Origin of the sequence: Zoogloea sp., assembly GCF_028693495.1 — a bacterium.
Taxonomy (GTDB): Bacteria; Pseudomonadota; Gammaproteobacteria; order Burkholderiales; family Rhodocyclaceae; genus Zoogloea.
Genome location: NZ_JAQUVG010000078.1, coordinates 1 through 17,098, shown reverse-complemented (window position 1 = coordinate 17,098; position 17,098 = coordinate 1). Strand labels below are relative to the sequence as shown.

Here is a 17,098-nt window from a genome sequence, read left to right as displayed (position 1 = left end):
GGTGGTATTGAGCATGCCCATGAAGGCAGGTGGTGCTACGAGGATTGCCCTTTTGAAAAGATTGCGACTGCGCCCCAGATAGAGTTCCTTGGCAAGTTGCTGGGCAAAGCTGCGGGCCGCGTGGAGCTTGGGGGGCGTTTGCTGCGCCCGGGCACCATGCCCGCTACCGGCAGCCTGCATCTGGCCGGCCCGGTCAGATGACAGGTCGGCGTTGCGCATGCGACTTTCCGGATGGGTAATTTCCTTGACCAGTTGAAGGCCCTGTTTGGGGCCGAGGTGGGCGTACAGGCGAGCCAGACTTGCGTTGGCGACAAGAATCCAGGTGATGGCCATGTAATTGCTCTCCACTGTCTGTCATGAATGCCGGAGTGGCCTAGTTACCATAGACAGCAGAACTACAAGATGCAAAAGCTCGTCAGCAGGCAAGTATGGATGGCTGCCGTCCGTGGGTGTCCCGAAGGGCAGGGTCGAGCCGGTAATACTGGGAAAGCTGTTGATAAACAGCCGGGTACAGCGCTTTCAGCAGGCTGGGTGTCTCGAAAAAAGCTTCGCTCATGACGGCAAAGAATTCGCCCGGATGTTCTGCGCCATAGGGGTCCAGCAATGTTTCCTCGTCCCGGTCCACCCGTCCACAGAAATCATCGTAGGCAGGTTGAAAGGCCGCCGCCCACACCGCCGGTGACATTTCCGGCGGCAGTCGGGGGAAGCCGTCCACCCCACCGTTTTCCATGTCCAGCTTGTGGGCGAATTCATGAATGACCACGTTGATGCCAGCGATGTCTTCATGACCTGCAGGCCAGGACAGGATGACCGGCCCGCCCTCCCAGGCCTCACCGAGAACTTCATCATCGTATTCATGGACGATGCCGTCTTCGTCGGCGACCTGGCGGGAAATCAGGAAATCTCCCGGATAAATCACGATCCCCACCCAGCCGGAGTAGGCGTCCAGCCCGCGGTGAAGAACGGGCAGGCAAGCCTGGAGGGCAATGGAAAGCAGCATGGTGTCAGTGACCACCAGCCCGTGAGCCCCGTGTACTTCCTTGTCGGCCAGCAACTCCAGGGCCAGCTGGCGCAGGCGGGGCCGTTCGGAAGGAGGGATGAAGTCGAGAAAGGGGAGGGCGCTTTCAACCTCGGCCCACTGGGCTGCGGAGATTTCCGTCCGCTGAGCGGCACGCTGACGTCGCCAGCGACGAAAGACTGAGAACATGGGCGGAAATAGGAGCGATGCTTGATTTGGGTAAGGTGTCGTTGTTCCCGGTGCGGGGTGAACAACCCGGATCAAACTCAAATGACGCAGGCTATAGGATAATGTCGATATGGTCTCTGTTACACACTCCATTTCCCAGTCTGCTTCGGCATTGACTACCCTGGAACTTCTCTGCGAGGGACTCTCGCCCGAGGAATGCGAACGGGTGAGCGATGCTTTGCAGTGGGTCGAATCCGTTTATGGGAACAGGACCCTCGGCACCCAGGAACCTGTTTTTCAGCACGCTCTGGGAACCGCACTGATCGTTGCCTCCCTGCGCCTGGATGTGGACTCCCGGGTGGCAGCCCTGGCGTTTGCCGTCGGCGATGTGCTGGATCACTCCAACGAGCAGATCGCCGAGCGCTACGGTGATGGGGTGGCACGCCTGGTGGATGGTCTCCGGCGTCTGAACGGCCTGCGGGTCATTACCCGCATGACCACCACTGCCAGTGCTCCCGAAATTCGCGCCCAGAGCGAAGTGCTGCGCAAGATGCTGCTGGCCATGGTGGAGGACATCCGCGTAGTCCTGCTGCGGGTGGCTTCCCGCACCCAGACCCTGCGCTATTTCACGGACCATCCGGGCACGACCCGCGACACCATCGCCCGGGAGAGCCTGGATATTTACGCTCCCCTGGCCAACCGGCTGGGGCTCTGGCAGCTCAAGTGGGAACTGGAGGACCTTTCCTTCCGTTTCCTGGAGCCCGAGACTTACAAGCGGATTGCCCGCATGCTGGATGAGCGGCGGGTGGAGCGCGAGCAGTTCATTGTCGATGCCGTGGCCCGCCTGAAGGCCGAGGTGGAAGCCATTGGAGTCCAGGCCGAGGTCTACGGTCGGCCCAAGCACATCTTCAGCATCTACAACAAGATGCGCTCCAAACGTCTGGACTTCTCCCAGATTTACGATGTGCGCGCTCTGCGGGTTCTGGTCCGCGAAGTCAAGGAGTGCTACGCGGTGCTGGGTATCGTGCACCAGATCTGGACTCCGATTCCCAAGGAGTTCGACGACTACATCTCCATGCCCAAGGGCAACAACTACCAGTCCCTGCACACCGCCGTATATGCGGGCGACGGGCGGGCACTGGAGGTGCAGATCCGTACCCACGACATGCACAATCATGCCGAGCTGGGGGTGGCTGCGCACTGGCGTTACAAGGAAGGCAGCGGTCCGGCTTCCGGCGAGTACGACGAGAAGATCGCCCTGCTGCGCAGTCTCCTGTCGTGGCGGGACGAAGTCACTGACTCCGCTGACTGGCTGGAGCAATTCAAACGTGCATCCCTGGACGACACGATTTATGTGCTTACTCCCCAGGGGCGGGTGATTGATCTGCCCCGGGGGGCTACACCCATCGACTTCGCTTACCGGGTTCATACGGATCTGGGCCATCGTTGCCGGGGCGCCAAGGTCAACGGTCAACTGGTCACCCTGAACACCCCGCTGGAAAGCGGACAGACCGTGGAAATCATGACCACCAAGGAGGGAGGCCCCTCTCGGGACTGGCTCAACGTCCAGCAACGCTATGTGGCCACCCATCGGGCACGGCAGAAGATCAAGCAGTACTTCAATACCCTCGAGGAGGAAGAACTGCTGGTGCGCGGACGCAGCGTGCTGACCCGGGAAATCCAGCGGGAAGGTCATGGTCAGGTGAATCTGGATGATCTGGCTACTCGCCTCGGCTTTAAGGGCCAGGATGCCCTGTTCGTCGCAGCAGGGCGGGGAGAAGTGGGCCCCAGGGCCATCCAGACGGTCCTCCGGGGCAGTGAGCTGGTCGACCACGGGGGGGCTGATCCTGAGGTGGTGCTCGGGCAGAGCCACTCGGGAGATGCCGGGGACACCATCCTGATTGTCGGGGTGGGCAAGCTGATGACTTCTCTTGGGCGCTGCTGCAAGCCTGCCCCGCCGGATGCCATCCAGGGCTATGTTACCCGTGGCCGGGGTGTCTCGATCCACCGGCTCGAATGCCGGGATTTCCAGCAACTGGCCCGTAGCCACCCGGAGCGACTGGTCAGTGCCCAGTGGGGAGGTGCTGCATCCCCAGGCAGTGCAGTCTTTCCGGTGGATGTGGTGGTGCACTCCCTTGATCGTCAGGGCCTCCTGAGGGACATTTCCGAAGTACTGTCCCGGGAAAAACTCAATGTGATCGCCGTGAATACCCTCAGCCGGAAAGGCGCTGCAAAAATGCGCTTCACCCTTGAGGTACAGGGTGTCCAGCAGATCCAGCGCGCGCTGATCCTGATCCGTGAGGTGAAGGGTGTGACCGACGTGGAACGGGGTTGATTGGGCATTCAATGGAGCGTTTCGAGCAGCATCATTTCGCCTGGCTCTCCATCGGCGCAGCCATCGCCACCATTGTCCTCAAGACGGTAGCCTGGTGGCTGACAGGTTCAGTCGGCCTGCTTTCCGATGCGCTTGAATCCTTTGTCAATCTGGCCGGAGCCGGTTTTGCCCTGTGGATGATCCTGGTCACCCGGGAGCCGCCGGATCACGGCCATCCCTTTGGTCATGGCAAGGCGGAGTACTTTTCCAGCGGTTTCGAAGGACTGCTCATCCTGGGTGCAGCAGCAGCGATCCTGTGGACGGCGCTCCAGCGCTTCCTGACGCCCCAGCCCATCGAGTCAGCGGGATGGGGTTTGGTCTGGTCAGGGGTGGCAACCCTGATCAATTTCATCGTCGCCCGCTTGCTGGCCCGGGCAGGAGAGCGCTTCCATTCAATTGCCCTGCGGGCTGACTCCCGTCACCTGATGACCGATGTCTGGACATCCTGTGGCGTCATGGCAGGCGTGGCTCTGGTGGCCTGGACGGGCTGGTTGCGGATCGACCCCTTGCTTGCCTTTGCCGTCGGCCTGCACATCACCTGGGAAGCCTGGAAACTGCTGAGAGAGTCGGTGGATGGTCTGATGGACCGCAGCCTTGATGGCCCGGCACTGGAAGTGGCCCGGGATGTCCTTGAATCCTTCAAGGCTCGCGGCGTGGCCTTCAAGGATTTGCGCACCCGGCAGGCTGGGGCATCCGCTTTCCTGCAAGTGGTGGTACTGGTGCCCGGCGGATGGTCAGTACGTGAGGGGCATGGGCTGGTGGATGAGGTGGAGGCTGCCCTGCAGGCATCCCTGCCCGGGCTGGAGGTGACGACCCATCTGGAGCCGTTGCCCGAGTCGCTGGACTGAGCCCATCGTCGATCCTTTGTTAAGATGAGGCATCTCCTGGTCTGACTCCGTAAGGTTTCCATGATTTTTGTGCTGTCGCCTGCAAAGGCCCTTGATTACCAATCGCCCCTCACTACCTCCCGTTACACCCAGCCCGATTACCTCGATGATGCCGCCGAGCTGATCTCCGGGCTGCGGGCCCTCTCCCATGCCGACGTGGCAGGTTTGATGGGGCTGTCCGATCCCCTGGCTGCCCTGAATGTGGCCCGCTATGCGGAGTGGTCCCGCCCCTTCACGCCGGCCAACGCCCGGCCGGCGATCCTCGCCTTCAACGGAGATGTTTATGATGGCCTGGAGGCACGATCTTTTGACGAGGAGCAACTTGATTACGCCCAGAAGCATCTGCGCATCCTGTCGGGACTGTACGGCCTGCTCAGGCCCCTGGATCTGATGCAGCCCTACCGTCTGGAAATGGGAACCCGCCTGGCCAACGCCCGTGGGAAGGATCTGTATGCCTTCTGGGGAATGACCCAGACCGAAGCCCTCAACGGCCTGCTGGCTGCCGAAATGGATGCGGGCAGGGACGCCGTCCTGGTCAATCTGGCCTCCGAGGAATATTTCAAGTCGGTCAAGACCGCCAGACTCAAGGGGCGTCTCCTGAACGTGAGCTTCGAGGACTGGAAGGGAGGGCGCTACAAGATCATCAGTTTTTACGCCAAGCGGGCCCGGGGTCTGATGGCCCGCCACGCGATCACCCATGGCATTGAGGACGTGGAACAGCTCAAGGCTTTCTGTGCCGACGGATACGCCTTCGCACCCGAGGTTTCAGACCAAGGGCGCTGGGTTTTCCGGCGCAGGGAAGCCTGAGGAGAGGGGCGTGGCGAATCCGGAGAAAGTCGCGGCCCTGGGCCGCATGAAGTTCATCGCCACCGCTGTTCTGGTGGCCGTGGCATTGATGTGGGCCCTCGCCCGTCATCAGGACTGGCCCTGGGTCGTGGCCTTTGCCGAGGCTGCACTGGTGGGGGCGCTCGCCGACTGGTTTGCCGTAGTGGCCTTGTTCCGTCATCCGCTGGGGCTCCCCATCCCCCATACAGCCATCCTGCCGCGCAACAAGGCGAGACTGGCTGAAAATCTTGCGGAGTTCGTGCGTGACAAATTTCTGGACACCCCGTCTCTGGTGCTCCGGGTCCGGGCGGCAGATCCGGCTCGTCACCTGGCAGACTGGCTGCGCCAGCCTGATAACGCAAGCCTGCTGGTCCAGCGACTGATGGTGGTGCTGGCGGAGTCGGCCAATTTCATGGATGACCCACGGGTGCGCCGGCTGGTGCTCCATGCCTTGCGACGAAGGGCAGGAACGCTGGACCTGGCGGACAGTGTAGGGCGCATCCTTGAAGCCCTCACCGAGCATGGGCGGCACCAGGCCCTGCTCGACGAGGGACTGCACAAGCTTGCCCAGTGGCTGGACGATGAGGGCGTCAGGGATGCCTTTGCCGGCATGATTGTGGACGTGGCTGGCCAGGAGTACCCCAAGGTGGTGGCAATGCTGGGTCTGGTGGGCATGAACCCGGCTGATCTAGGGGAAAAAGTGTCCGCGGGTATCATCAGTGGCATTCATGGTCTGCTGGCCGAGATCGCGGAGGATCCGCAGCACCCCCGCCGAAAAGCCTTCGATGAACTGGTGACCCGTTACATCCAGCGCCTGGAGCACGACGAAGACTTCCGGACCCGGGTGGACCAGGCGAAGCGGGATTTTCTGGCTCAGCCGGCCGTTGCCACCTACCTGCGCGACCTGTGGGATGACCTCCGGAAATGGATGCTGCGTGACCTGAGCAAGCCTGAATCCACCCTGAAAAGTCGGTTGGCCTCTGCAGCTGCAGCCTTGGGTGCGAGCCTGGCCGACAACCCGGCCCTGCGGGACTCCCTCAACGAGCACATCGAGCGCACTCTGGAAACCCTGGCGCCGGAGATGCGGGCGGGTCTGGCGGGGCACATTGCCAGTACGGTGCGGGCCTGGAACGACGCGGACCTGATCCGGGAGATTGAAGTCAGTGTAGGCAGGGATCTTCAGTTCATCCGGCTCAACGGAACCTTCGTGGGAGGGCTCATCGGTCTTGCCCTTCATGCGCTCACTCAATTCATCGCCTGACCTGACCATGACTCTCCGCATCAGCAGTAATTTCGACTCCGGCGCCATCGAAGTGCTCTCCATTGCAGGCCCGGAAGACATTCGCCTGCGTCTCCGTGCCGACCAGGGCATTCACGGGGAGGCACCATTTCGCCAATGGTTTTATTTCCGTCTGCATGGTGCGGCAGGCAAGCCCGTCCGGCTGGTGTTCGAGAACGCGTCGGAGGCTGCCTATCCCGATGGCTGGCCTGGATATCGCTGCGTTGCCTCATATGATCGGCGTACCTGGTTCCGCATCAGCACGACCCGTTACGAAGACGGGCAGTTGCTCGTTGAGCACATCCCCGAGCGAAACAGCATCTACTACGCCTATTTCGAGCCGTATTCCCACGAACGTCACCTGGACTTTCTGGGACGTGCCGAAATGTCCCCCTTCGCGTCCGTCCGCAACCTGGGCGCCACCGTGGAGGGAAGGGACCTGGACCTGATCACCGTTGGACGTCCGGCTCCCGGTAAGCAGCCGGTCTGGATCATTGCGCGCCAGCACCCAGGCGAGAGCATGGCCGAATGGTTCGTGGAAGGACTCCTGGAGCGCCTGCTTGATGCTGCCGATCCCGTCTCCCGGCGGGTCCGGGAAAACGCGGTGCTCTACATCGTTCCCAACATGAATCCGGATGGCGCCATACGGGGGAATCTGAGGACCAATGCGGCCGGTATCAATCTGAACCGTGAATGGCTTGCACCAAGCCAGGAGCGCAGCCCGGAGGTACTCCTGGTGCGGGATGCCATGAAGGAAACCGGCGTCGGCCTCTTTCTCGACATCCACGGCGACGAGGCCTTGCCCTACGTTTTTTTCTCCACGGCGGAAGAAGTTCCAGGCTTTTCGGAGGAGCAGCGAATGCGGCAGGCACGCTTTGTTGCCGACTTCCAGGCAGCCAGCCCCGACTTCCAGACGGCGCAGGGTTACCTGCCGGGGTGCTTCAGCGATGAATTGCTCAGCCTCGCCTCCAAATGGGTGGCGCATCATTTCGGCTGTGTTTCGCTGACCCTGGAGATGCCTTTCAAGGACAACGCCAACTTGCAGGATGGAATCCATGGCTGGAACGGCGAGCGCAGCAAGCGCCTGGGCGCGGCCATGCTCAATCCGGTACTGGGCTGCCTCTTGTCCTGACAGCTACCGTTCATCCGGGCTGCTTTCCACCTTTTCGGCTGTTCCGTGCTCAAGCTGAGTATTCCGGCGGTCGTTAATGGATAACCTGACATTACTAGGGAAATAGCATGAACGAGACTCGCCCCGGGGCATCCGGGCATTCGAAGAGGACCGCAACCAGGCTGTTTCCGTGGTGTGTGCTGGTACTGTGGTTATGCGCTTCAGCGGGCCAACTGTGGTCCCTGCAGGTCGAGGCTGTGCGTGCCGGTCAGGCTTGCAGTCCGGGCAAGACATCCGCCTGGTGGGAAGGGCGGCGCTGACATGGTCAATCACACCCGCATAGACGGTTTGACGGCCTTTCGTGCCAAAGCCGATCGTCTTTTCATTGCCACGCTGGCCGGGCATCTACTGCTGTGCCTGATCATCGCAGGGATCACGGACAGGTGGGCAGCGGCCCTGACGGTGGGGGTGCCGGCTTTCCTTGTGCCCCTGATGCTCAGCCGGACGGCCCAGGGTGCGCTGGTGACCCGCATCGCCGTGGCCTGCGCGTTCATGGTTTTCTCTGCGCTGCTGATTCATCAGACGCAGGGCACCATAGAGGCCCATTTTGGCATCTTCGTGCTGCTGGCCTTTCTGGTGCTTTATTGTGACTGGCGCCCCCTGCTGGCGGCCGCAGCGCTGATCGCCCTCCATCATGTGAGCTTTGCCTGGCTGCAGGCGACGGGGGCAGGAGTTTTCGTCTTCCCGGAGGTGGATGGCATCGGGAAGGTGGTGATCCACGCAGTGTATGTGGTGGTTGAAACTGCGCTGCTGTGCTACATGGCCCTTCTGCTGCGCGCCATGGTCATCGATGGCGTGATGGTCGCCGACTTTGCTCACCGGGTCACCGATGGACATCTGGATTACACCTTTGAGCCACGCATGGTGGAAAGCCGCCCCTTGCTGGCAGCGGTTGCCCGGATGCAGGAGGAGCTTCACCGAACCCTGATCGAGGTACGGACCACGGCGGACAACTTGCAGAGCCTGGCGTCCCGTCTCACCAGTACTTCCCACGCCATCGCGGAAGGTGTGGGCGAACAGAACAACTCCACCACGGCGATGGCGACAGCCGTTCAGGAAATGACCGCGTCCATCAATCAGATCTCCGACAATGCAGGAGAGGCCCGGCGACTGTCCGCGGACTCCAGTGAAGCCGCTGCGTCCGGCAGCACGGTCGTCAAGGCGGCAGTCAGCGAGATGTCCGGTATCGCAGGGGTCATCAGCGATGCCGCCCAGCGTGTCGAGGCTCTTGGCCGTGAGTCTGAACGGGCTGCCGAGGTGGTGACCATCATCAAGGGCATCGCCGATCAGACCAATCTGCTGGCCCTCAACGCTGCCATTGAAGCAGCCCGGGCGGGCGAACTCGGGCGAGGCTTTGCCGTCGTGGCAGATGAGGTTCGCAAGCTTGCAGAACGGACGACGACAGCCACCGATGAAATTGGCCGGATGATGAACGACATGCGTGGCGCCAAGGAATCCGTCCTGACCTGTATCGATAATGCGGTCAGCCTGGTGGAAAACGGAGTGGCGCACGCCGGCAAGGCTGGCACATCGATCGATCGTATTACCGGCCGGACCGACAGTGTAGGTCACGTGGTCAGCAGCATCTCCGACGCCCTGAGGGAGCAGAGCGTCGCGGCTCAGGAAATCGCCCACCACGTGGAGCACATCACCCAGATGGCAGACAGATCCGAGGCTGCGACCCGGGAAATTGCCCTGGAGGCTGTGGCCCTGACAGGCAATGCGGAGTCCTTGCGTGCTGCCCTGGCCCGGTTTCACTTTTGATCCATCCCGAACCGATGGCAAAAAAATTTGAAACTCTGTCATCTTTACCGTAATAGCCTGCGTTAGTGGAATACAGGCGCGAGATCGCCAGTTTTCACAGGAGAAGTCGATGGGCAGTTATTGCAACGAGTCCTACGCAGAGTTTCTGGACTCCCTCAAGGCCGCGGGTGTCTTGATCCGCAATGAACACGAAGTACGTGAGCGTCTGGCTGAATCCCAGCGCTGGCGGAGCGCCTTCCTTACTCTGGCAGCCAACGGCCGTACCCTCGGTATCGAGTTTTCGGTGGAAGAGCAGGGGAGCAATCCCCAGGCAGTGCAGCAGGTACTTGCCAAGCATGCCTTCCCTGCGGAGAAGGAAGCCGCCTTTATCGCCCAGCTGACGGCTGAGCGCTGATTTCCTGACACCGGCCGGTATCGGCCGGATCGGCTCGGATGACCGTTACGCCTTCCCCAAGAATTGGGGAAGGCGTTTTGCTGGTCCGCCCAGCATGGGCGCACCAGCAAAAAAGCCACAGCACACAGAGTACCGTGGCACGGGTGCCCTTTTTACTTGCCTGGCTCTGTAACGAAGGCCACCTTGCCAAGCCCGTGACGACTGGCAGCGGACAGGAGTTGTGCTACGTGGTCGTACTCGGTGCGCTTGTCCACCTGCAGATGGAGCTCGGGCTGAGGCTGACGACCCGCCGCATTTTGCAGACGTAGCTCCAGAGCCTCAGTGGCCACACCTTCACCATTCCAGGAAAGACGGCCATCCGCGTTGATGGAGAGATTGATTTTTTCCGGTTTCAGGTCTTCCTGGTGGCTGCTGGCCCTGGGGAGATCCAGCTTGACCGCATGATTGATCACCGGAACAGTAATGATGAAAATGATCAGCAGAACCAGCATGACATCCACCAGAGGAGTCATGTTGATCTCCGACATCACCTCGCCATCATCGTCAAAACCACCGGTATCAAAGCTCATTTGGCTTCCTTCCGGACAGACAGATGATGGAGGTTGGAGGCCGCCTTCCGCACTTTGCCACCGGTAACGAGATAGGCGTGGAGATCGTGGGCAAAATTCTTGAGGCGCCCCAGGATCTCCTTGTTGCCGCGAACCAGTGCATTGTAGCCGAGCACTGCCGGGATCGCCACCGCCAGGCCACCAGCGGTCATCACCAGGGCTTCGCCCACCGGGCCTGCGACCTTGTCCAGGGTCGCCTGACCGGCTGCACCTATGCCGATCAAGGCATGGTAGATCCCCCAGACGGTACCGAACAACCCGACGAAGGGGGCGGTGGATCCCACTGAAGCCAGGATCGAAAGTCCGGATTGCATCCGGCTGGTGGTGTCCTCAATGGACTGGCGCATGTTGCTGGTGATCCAGTCATTCAGGTTGAGTACGCCGTGCAACTCGTCCTGGTGGGTTGCGTGGTGGGCAGCGGCTTCGGTGCTGCGAACCGCCAGATCATGAAAGGGGTTTTCAGCCGTGGCAGGGGTCAGGGCGGCCATGCCCTGCTCGAAGCTGGTGGAATGCCAGAATTGCTTGGCGCCTGCACTCATCTGGCGCAACTGCATGAGCCCCCAGGCCTTGACGATCATCACGGCCCAGGACGCCACGGACATGATGATAAGGACGATGGCGACTGCGTGGGAGACGCCGTCTCCCTGGGCCCAGATCTGGGCAAGACTGAAAGTAGATTCGTTCATGGGGAGTTCCTTTGCTCGGTATGGGCGTGTTTCAAGTGAGGGAAGAAAGAGGGGGCGGAACGTGCGTTGTTCAGGAACTCAGGGTGAAGTCGATCGGCACCTTGACAGCACCGGCCACGGCCTGATCTCCCTGCTTGGCAGGGACGAACCTCCAGCGATTCAGCACGGTTTCCCGGGCCACCTCGTCCAGGCGGGGATAGCCGCTACTTTTGAAGATGATCACGTCCACCGGCTTTCCATCTGCGCCCACCTGGACTTTCAGCATCACCCGGCCTTCTTCTCCCATCTTGCGGGAGATGCGAGGGTACTCGGGGGCTGGGTTGGACAGATAGGCGGCGTCGAAGCGGGGGGCAACGACGGCAACCGCAGCTTCCTTGGCGGGTGCGGCCGAAGCAGGCGGAGAGGAGGGCGCGGTCGGAGCTGTCGCCTCCACCGGATTGTTTGCGGTGGCTGTGGAGGTCAGGGTCGGCAACGTTCTGACAGGTGCAGGAGATGCGGACTTGGACTGCACCTTTGGGGTGATCTTGGTTTCCGGTTTCCTTACGGGCTTGGGTTCAGGCTGCGGCGCGGGCTTTTCTTCTGCCGGTGAGACCAGGCTCACGGTCATGTAAGGCTGAGGCGGTGTCACTGGAGGGCTGCTCTGGCTGACGGTGGCTACAATTCCCGCCACCAGCCCACAGTGCAGCAAGATGGACATACCCACGCCCAGGCTGTTGCGCCGCGTAGAGCGGCTGCGGGCCGCCTTGGGGAGGGCCTGAAAAGGAGCGGGCAGTTCGAAGGCAGGGCGTTCCGGCACCGTAAGCGCAGCAGTCATGTTCATCTCCGGAGGGGCCAATCGGCATCGACGCACCCTTGCAAGGATCAAATGGATTTCATAAATACAAATGCGAACAATTCGCATTGTATGATTGCCTTTTGCATCGCGTCAACGCGTTCGTGCATGTAACCGCAGCCTTTGATATCCGCGCGCTCAATGTCAGGAGTTTTTCCCATGGCAGGCCTGGCTGTCAGACCTTAGCCTATGAGCCATTACAAGAAAGTCTGGAGACCCCCTTTGATGCCGTACCGTCGCCCTGCTCACCCTCTGCGTCCTCTGGTGCTTGTCCTGGCGGGCATGGCAGGTTACCCCGTCCTTGCTGTGGAGCCTGTCAGCACCACGGTACCTGCCATCACGGTGATCGGCCTGACGCCGTTGCCCGGGCTCGAGTTGCCCTCCGCAATGATCGCCGCGCCGGTTCAATCGGTCAGTGATCTCCAGTTGCAGGAGAGCCAGGCTCTGGATGTGTCCGCCTACCTGAACCGGCACCTGGGAGGGGTCCATGTCAATGAGACCCAGGGAAATCCCTTCCAGATGGATGTGAACTACCGGGGCTATACGGCGTCCCCCTTGCTGGGCACGCCCCAAGGCTTGTCCGTGTATTTCGATGGCGTACGGGTCAATCAACCCTTCGGGGATGTGGTCAGCTGGGATCTGATTCCGCGTTCTGCGATCGCTTCCATGAACCTCATGCCAGGGTCGAACCCCTTGTTCGGCCTCAACACCCTGGGTGGTGCACTGGCCATCCAGACCAAGGAAGGGCGTACTCATGCGGGTACCTCGATGCAGGCAATCGTAGGCTCTTATGGACGACGCTCCGTGGAGTTCGAACACGGCGGCTTCAACGAAAAGGGACTGGAATGGTTTTTCACCGCCCATCGTTTCCATGAAAATGGGTGGCGTACCAATTCCCCTTCCGACATCCGCCAGGTATTCGGCAAGGTGGGGTGGCAGGATGCCCGCACCGATCTGGACCTGACCGTCGCCTACGCGGATAACCGCATGAACGGCAACGGCCTGCAGGATGTGCGTCTCCTCGAGCAGGATTACCGCAGTATCTATACCCAGCCGGACACGACGAAAAACCGCAATTTCTTCCTGAACCTGACGGGTCGCCACAGCCTCAGCGACACGGCCCTGGTTTCGGGGAACATGTATTACCGCTCCATCACCAGCACCACTTACAACGGTGATCTGAACGAGGCCGCACTGGAAGGCAACCCTTATCTGCCGGGCGAAAACACCTCGAACAGCCCGTTCCCCTATCTCAGCTGCCTCGCCCATGCGGCAGGCAAGGATGAGCCCAACGAAACCTGCACGGGCCTGATCAACCGCAGTCGGACCATGCAGGAAAACTTCGGACTGGCGGGCCAGTTGTCCCTGTCCCCGGATCTGGGGGGAAGGCGCAATCTGCTCATCCTGGGCGCTGGCTATGATCAGAGCAATCTGCACTTCAAGCAGTCCGGTCAGTACGGCTACATCCATCCGGATCGCAGCGTAATTCCCGTGGAGGCCTGGGCTGACGGGTCCCAGGCTGCGGGGCCAGGGGAGGAGGCGCTGGACTCCAGAGTGAATCTGAAAGGCCGTACGCAGACGGTGAGCCTGTTCGCGACCGACACCCTCTCCCTCACCCCGTACTGGCACGCGACCCTGTCCGGACGATACAACCGCACCCAGGTGAAGAATCTGGACCAGATCAACCCGGGCGGAGGTGCAGACTCCCTCGACGGTGATCACAGCTTCCAGCGCTTCAATCCAGCCTTCGGCATCACATTTACGCCGAATCGCATGTGGAACGCGTATGCCGGGTACAGCCAAGGCAGCCGGACCCCGACCTCCATCGAGCTGGGCTGTGCCAACCCGGAAAATCCCTGCAAGCTGCCCAACGCCATGGCGGGAGATCCTCCCCTCAGGCAGGTGGTTACCAAAACGTGGGATCTGGGCCTACGGGGGCAGCATGGCGCGACCCGCTGGAATCTGGGCGTGTTCCGTGCGGACAATCACGATGACATCCTCTTCGTTGCTGATGACCGACTGGGCTACGGCTACTTCAAGAATTTCGGCAAGACCCGTCGTCAAGGTCTGGAGGCCGGTGCCAGCAGCGTCTGGGGACCCATCAGCCTCGCCTTTCACTACACCCTGCTGGATGCCACCTACCGTTCCCCGGAAGAGGTGGGCGGCGCAGGCAACAGCACCAACGAGGAGGGCCCCGGGCTGGAAGGCACCATCAATGTCCGCAAAGGCAACCGGATCCCTCTGGTTCCCCGCCACATCCTGAAGGCCTCCGCCGGCTATCGGGTCACTGAGGTGCTCTCCCTGGGGACAGACCTGATCGGCGTCTCCGGCGCTTACGCCCGGGGCAACGAGAACAACCAGCATCAGCCTGATGGTGCCTACTACCTGGGTTCGGGGCGTTCCGGCGGCTACACGGTGGTGAATCTGAATGCCCGCTACCAGGCTACCCGTCAGCTCCAGGTGTTTGGCACGATCAACAATCTGTTTGACCGGGCGTACAGCACCGGAGCCCAGCTGGGGGCGACAGCCTTCTCTGCCAGTGGCCATGTGCAGACCCGCCCCTTCGGGTCGCTGGGAGGGGAGTATCCCCAGCAGGGCTCGACCTTCCTCGCCCCGGGAGCACCCAGGACCCTGTGGATCGGGGTGCGGTACAGCCTGTGACGGGCAGCCGTGGCATGGAGCTGAGCCGTCTGCTCGTTCGCCGGATGGCCTTGCTCCTGGCAGCCTGCTTCCTGCTCTGGTGGGCCCTCGCGGCGATTGAAACCCGACGGGATCTCCGGCGGGAAGGACAGGGGGCGGAAGAGATCGCCCGCCTTGTGGGGGAGCTCGCCAATCTCCACGGGCTGCCTGCCGACCGGCTGGAGGCCCAATTGAGTGCCCTTAGGGAAATTCACCGGTCTGGCAGTCTCCAGCACCTGGATTTTCAAGTAGAAGTGGATCAGGGGCGGGTGCTGATCCCTGCCCGGATACACTCCTGGCCAAAGGATCGGGAGCTGGGACGTCTTCATTTTCAGGGACAGGATGGACGCCGGTTTGAAGTCAGCCTGCTGGCTGACCCGGTCGGTGCCCGCGAGGACGCCCGCAGTGATCTGGCCGGTGCCCTGCTGGCCTTCCTTGTCCTGGCGTGTGCGGTGCTGGCCGGAGTCCACCGGATTTCCCGCCAGGCTCTGGATCAGGCCGATGGACAGGCTCGTCGTCAGTCCCTCCAGTGGCAGGCCCGGGAAGAAGCGCGACGGATGCGCATCGAAGTCAGGCTGCAGGAACAGCTGGCACAGGATGTGACTGCCCTGCGCGCCCAACTGGCCTTGCTGTCCCGACACATGGCGGACAAAGCCGATCCGGTGCAGACGGCACTCAAGGAAGCCCGCAGCCAGTGCGGGCGTATCCAGCAGGGGGTAACCGCCTTGCTGAAGGATGTTCGCGATCCGGTGTGCGGTGAGGGACGCGAGGCCCTTGCTCCACTGCTCCACGATGTGATCGAAAGCTGGCAGGATAGGCAGGGTGCCCCGATACACTGGGCACTGGATGTTCAGCCGCTGAATCTCAGCCTGCCCCGGGAGACCGCCCTGATGCTCTACCGCATGACCCAGGAAGCCTGTTCCAATATTGTCCGCCACAGCGCCCCCCGGCGGGCCAGGGTGGCCGTGCGCCAGGCGCCGGACACCGCGTGGGTGGAGTGGACAGTGGAGGACGACGGGGTGGGAATGGAGGCTATCGACGAGGCCATCGGCCGGGGTACGGGCCTGGCTGCCCTCCGGGAAGGCATCTGGGCTCGGGGCGGCGAGCTGAACATCCGTCCAGGGGAGATGCAGGGGGGCTCGGCAGGTTTGCGGCTGGAGGCGCGGCTCCCTGTCACACCTGTCCGAGAGGAGTGGTCGTGATCCGGGTTGCGCTGGCAGATGATCACGCGATCGTCAGGACAGGGTACCGGCGCCTGCTGGAAGTGGAGTCTGACATGGAGGTGGTGGCCGACTTCGGCGACAGTGATACTGCCTGCCAGTGGTTTGCCAGCCATGAAGCAGATGTGCTGGTGCTGGATCTCTCGATGCCCGGTCGCGGAGGGCTGGAAACCCTTTCCCGGGTCAAGGCCAGGCACCCCGGCCTGAAGGTGCTGATCTTCTCGATGCACGACAGTCCGGTCATGGTCAGTCAGGCCTTCAAGGCGGGGGCGGATGGCTACCTGACCAAAAGCAGCGAACCGGACGAGCTCATTGAGGCGGTCAGGGAGATCATCCAGGGAGGGCGTCCCTTGTCCCCGGATGTGGCGGCAGCCTTGTCATCCATGGTCGACGAAGCAGCCCATCAGGCGCTATCCCCCCGGGAGTTCGAGATTTTCCGGCTGCTGGCAGCAGGGCGCAGCGTCGAGGAGATTGCCAACCGCCTGTTCCTTAGCGTCAAGACCGCAGCCAACTATCAGACCGCGATCCGGCAGAAAACCGGCCTTGCCTCTACCCTCGAAATGTTTCGCCACGCGACCCGGCACCGCCTGCTGGATGGCAGCGAATGAGCCTGCACGTCCTCGAAGGACGTGCAGGCAGGTGAGCGGCTCCTGCGTTTCAGTGGCGGGTGTCCTCCAGCTGGGCAACCGAATCGAACTCCCGCTGGTTGGCTTCGTGGCGCAGCTTGACCATGTACATGGTGCCCGCCACGAACAGGCCGAAGGCAATCACCACCACGTTGATGGACAGGCCCGCACTGATCATGACTGCATACAGTCCGGTCATGATCAGGATTGACAGGTTCTCGTTGAAGTTCTGCACCGCGATGGAGTGACCTGCCCCCATCAGGATATGCCCCCGATGCTGGAGGAGGGCGTTCATCGGCACCACGAAGAACCCGGACAAACCGCCGATCAGTATCATCAGCACCATGGCGAGTCCCATGTCGGTGACGAAGATCATCACGTTGACGATGATGCCCATCGCGATGCCCAGGGGGATCACCCTCACTGCGCTGCGCATGGAAATCATCCTCGCTGCCAGGATCGCGCCCACCGCCACGCCTACCGCCACCACCCCCTGAAGCATGGACGCTTTCGACAGATCCAGGCCGAGGGCCTGCTCGGCCCATTTGATCACGATGAACTGCAGGG

General features: G+C 61.7%; 15 protein-coding genes and 1 pseudogene. 10 read left to right on the top strand and 6 right to left on the bottom strand.

Annotation, left to right across the window (positions count from 1 at the left end; all coding sequences use genetic code 11):
• Positions 1-333 (bottom strand): host attachment protein (locus tag PHD22_RS12660; RefSeq protein WP_299867320.1); only part of this gene is annotated, 333 nt, incomplete at its 3' end.
• Positions 334-415: 82 nt separating this feature from the next.
• The gene (locus PHD22_RS12655; RefSeq protein WP_299867317.1) at positions 416-1,207 is read right to left on the bottom strand and encodes a M90 family metallopeptidase; all 792 of its coding nucleotides are present in this window, start codon (positions 1,205-1,207) and stop codon (positions 416-418) included.
• A 109-nt stretch (positions 1,208-1,316) separates the two neighbouring features.
• Here PHD22_RS12655 and PHD22_RS12650 point away from each other — a divergent pair, with 109 nt between their 5' ends.
• The 7 genes from PHD22_RS12650 (at position 1,317) to PHD22_RS12620 (ending at position 9,880) form a co-directional block, all read left to right on the top strand.
• Entirely contained in the window at positions 1,317-3,521 is a 2,205-nt protein-coding gene (locus tag PHD22_RS12650) for a bifunctional (p)ppGpp synthetase/guanosine-3',5'-bis(diphosphate) 3'-pyrophosphohydrolase (RefSeq protein ID WP_299867314.1), read from the top strand.
• On the top strand, positions 3,518-4,408 hold the full coding sequence (locus PHD22_RS12645; RefSeq protein WP_299867312.1) for a cation diffusion facilitator family transporter: 891 nt from the start codon (positions 3,518-3,520) through the stop codon (positions 4,406-4,408). Before PHD22_RS12650 ends, PHD22_RS12645 begins: the two co-directional genes overlap by 4 nt.
• Positions 4,409-4,468: 60 nt before the next feature.
• On the top strand, positions 4,469-5,254 hold the full coding sequence (gene yaaA / locus PHD22_RS12640) for a peroxide stress protein YaaA (protein WP_299867309.1): 786 nt from the start codon (positions 4,469-4,471) through the stop codon (positions 5,252-5,254).
• Positions 5,255-5,264: 10 nt separating this feature from the next.
• On the top strand, positions 5,265-6,533 hold the full coding sequence (locus tag PHD22_RS12635; RefSeq protein ID WP_299867306.1) for a DUF445 domain-containing protein: 1,269 nt from the start codon (positions 5,265-5,267) through the stop codon (positions 6,531-6,533).
• 7 nt (positions 6,534-6,540) lie between these two features.
• The gene (locus PHD22_RS12630) at positions 6,541-7,683 is read left to right on the top strand and encodes a M14-type cytosolic carboxypeptidase (RefSeq protein ID WP_299867303.1); all 1,143 of its coding nucleotides are present in this window, start codon (positions 6,541-6,543) and stop codon (positions 7,681-7,683) included.
• Between the two features lie 300 nt (positions 7,684-7,983).
• The gene (locus PHD22_RS12625) at positions 7,984-9,486 is read left to right on the top strand and encodes a methyl-accepting chemotaxis protein (RefSeq protein WP_299867300.1); all 1,503 of its coding nucleotides are present in this window, start codon (positions 7,984-7,986) and stop codon (positions 9,484-9,486) included.
• A gap of 109 nt (positions 9,487-9,595) precedes the next feature.
• Positions 9,596-9,880, top strand: a complete 285-nt coding sequence (locus PHD22_RS12620; RefSeq protein ID WP_299867297.1) for a hypothetical protein — start codon at positions 9,596-9,598, stop codon at positions 9,878-9,880.
• 152 nt (positions 9,881-10,032) lie between these two features.
• Here PHD22_RS12620 and PHD22_RS12615 read toward each other — a convergent pair whose 3' ends face one another.
• The 3 genes from PHD22_RS12615 to PHD22_RS12605 all read right to left on the bottom strand — a co-directional run bounded on the left by PHD22_RS12615 (position 10,033) and on the right by PHD22_RS12605 (position 11,988).
• Positions 10,033-10,449 carry a biopolymer transporter ExbD gene (locus PHD22_RS12615; protein WP_299867294.1) on the bottom strand — a complete coding sequence of 139 codons (417 nt, stop codon included), beginning with the start codon at positions 10,447-10,449 and terminating at the stop codon, positions 10,033-10,035.
• Positions 10,446-11,174: a MotA/TolQ/ExbB proton channel family protein gene (locus PHD22_RS12610; protein ID WP_299867291.1), complete on the bottom strand. Its 729-nt coding sequence runs from the start codon at positions 11,172-11,174 to the stop codon at positions 10,446-10,448. The genes PHD22_RS12615 and PHD22_RS12610 overlap by 4 nt, the downstream gene beginning before the upstream one ends.
• A 70-nt stretch (positions 11,175-11,244) precedes the next feature.
• On the bottom strand, positions 11,245-11,988 hold the full coding sequence (locus tag PHD22_RS12605) for an energy transducer TonB (protein WP_299867288.1): 744 nt from the start codon (positions 11,986-11,988) through the stop codon (positions 11,245-11,247).
• Positions 11,989-12,231: 243 nt separating this feature from the next.
• Between PHD22_RS12605 and PHD22_RS12600 the strand changes: the two genes are divergently transcribed.
• From PHD22_RS12600 to PHD22_RS12590, 3 genes are read left to right on the top strand one after another with little or no spacing between them, the layout of a single operon-like run.
• Positions 12,232-14,667: a TonB-dependent receptor gene (locus PHD22_RS12600; RefSeq protein ID WP_299867285.1), complete on the top strand. Its 2,436-nt coding sequence runs from the start codon at positions 12,232-12,234 to the stop codon at positions 14,665-14,667.
• Positions 14,668-14,681: 14 nt separating this feature from the next.
• Complete coding sequence (locus tag PHD22_RS12595; protein WP_299867283.1) at positions 14,682-15,887, top strand: ATP-binding protein; 1,206 nt, start codon at positions 14,682-14,684, stop codon at positions 15,885-15,887.
• Complete coding sequence (locus PHD22_RS12590; protein ID WP_299867280.1) at positions 15,884-16,513, top strand: response regulator transcription factor; 630 nt, start codon at positions 15,884-15,886, stop codon at positions 16,511-16,513. Before PHD22_RS12595 ends, PHD22_RS12590 begins: the two co-directional genes overlap by 4 nt.
• Before the next feature lie 49 nt (positions 16,514-16,562).
• On the opposite strand, the pseudogene PHD22_RS12585 reads toward PHD22_RS12590, so the two are convergent.
• Positions 16,563-17,098, bottom strand: a pseudogene (locus PHD22_RS12585) (lysophospholipid transporter LplT); the annotation flags it as partial.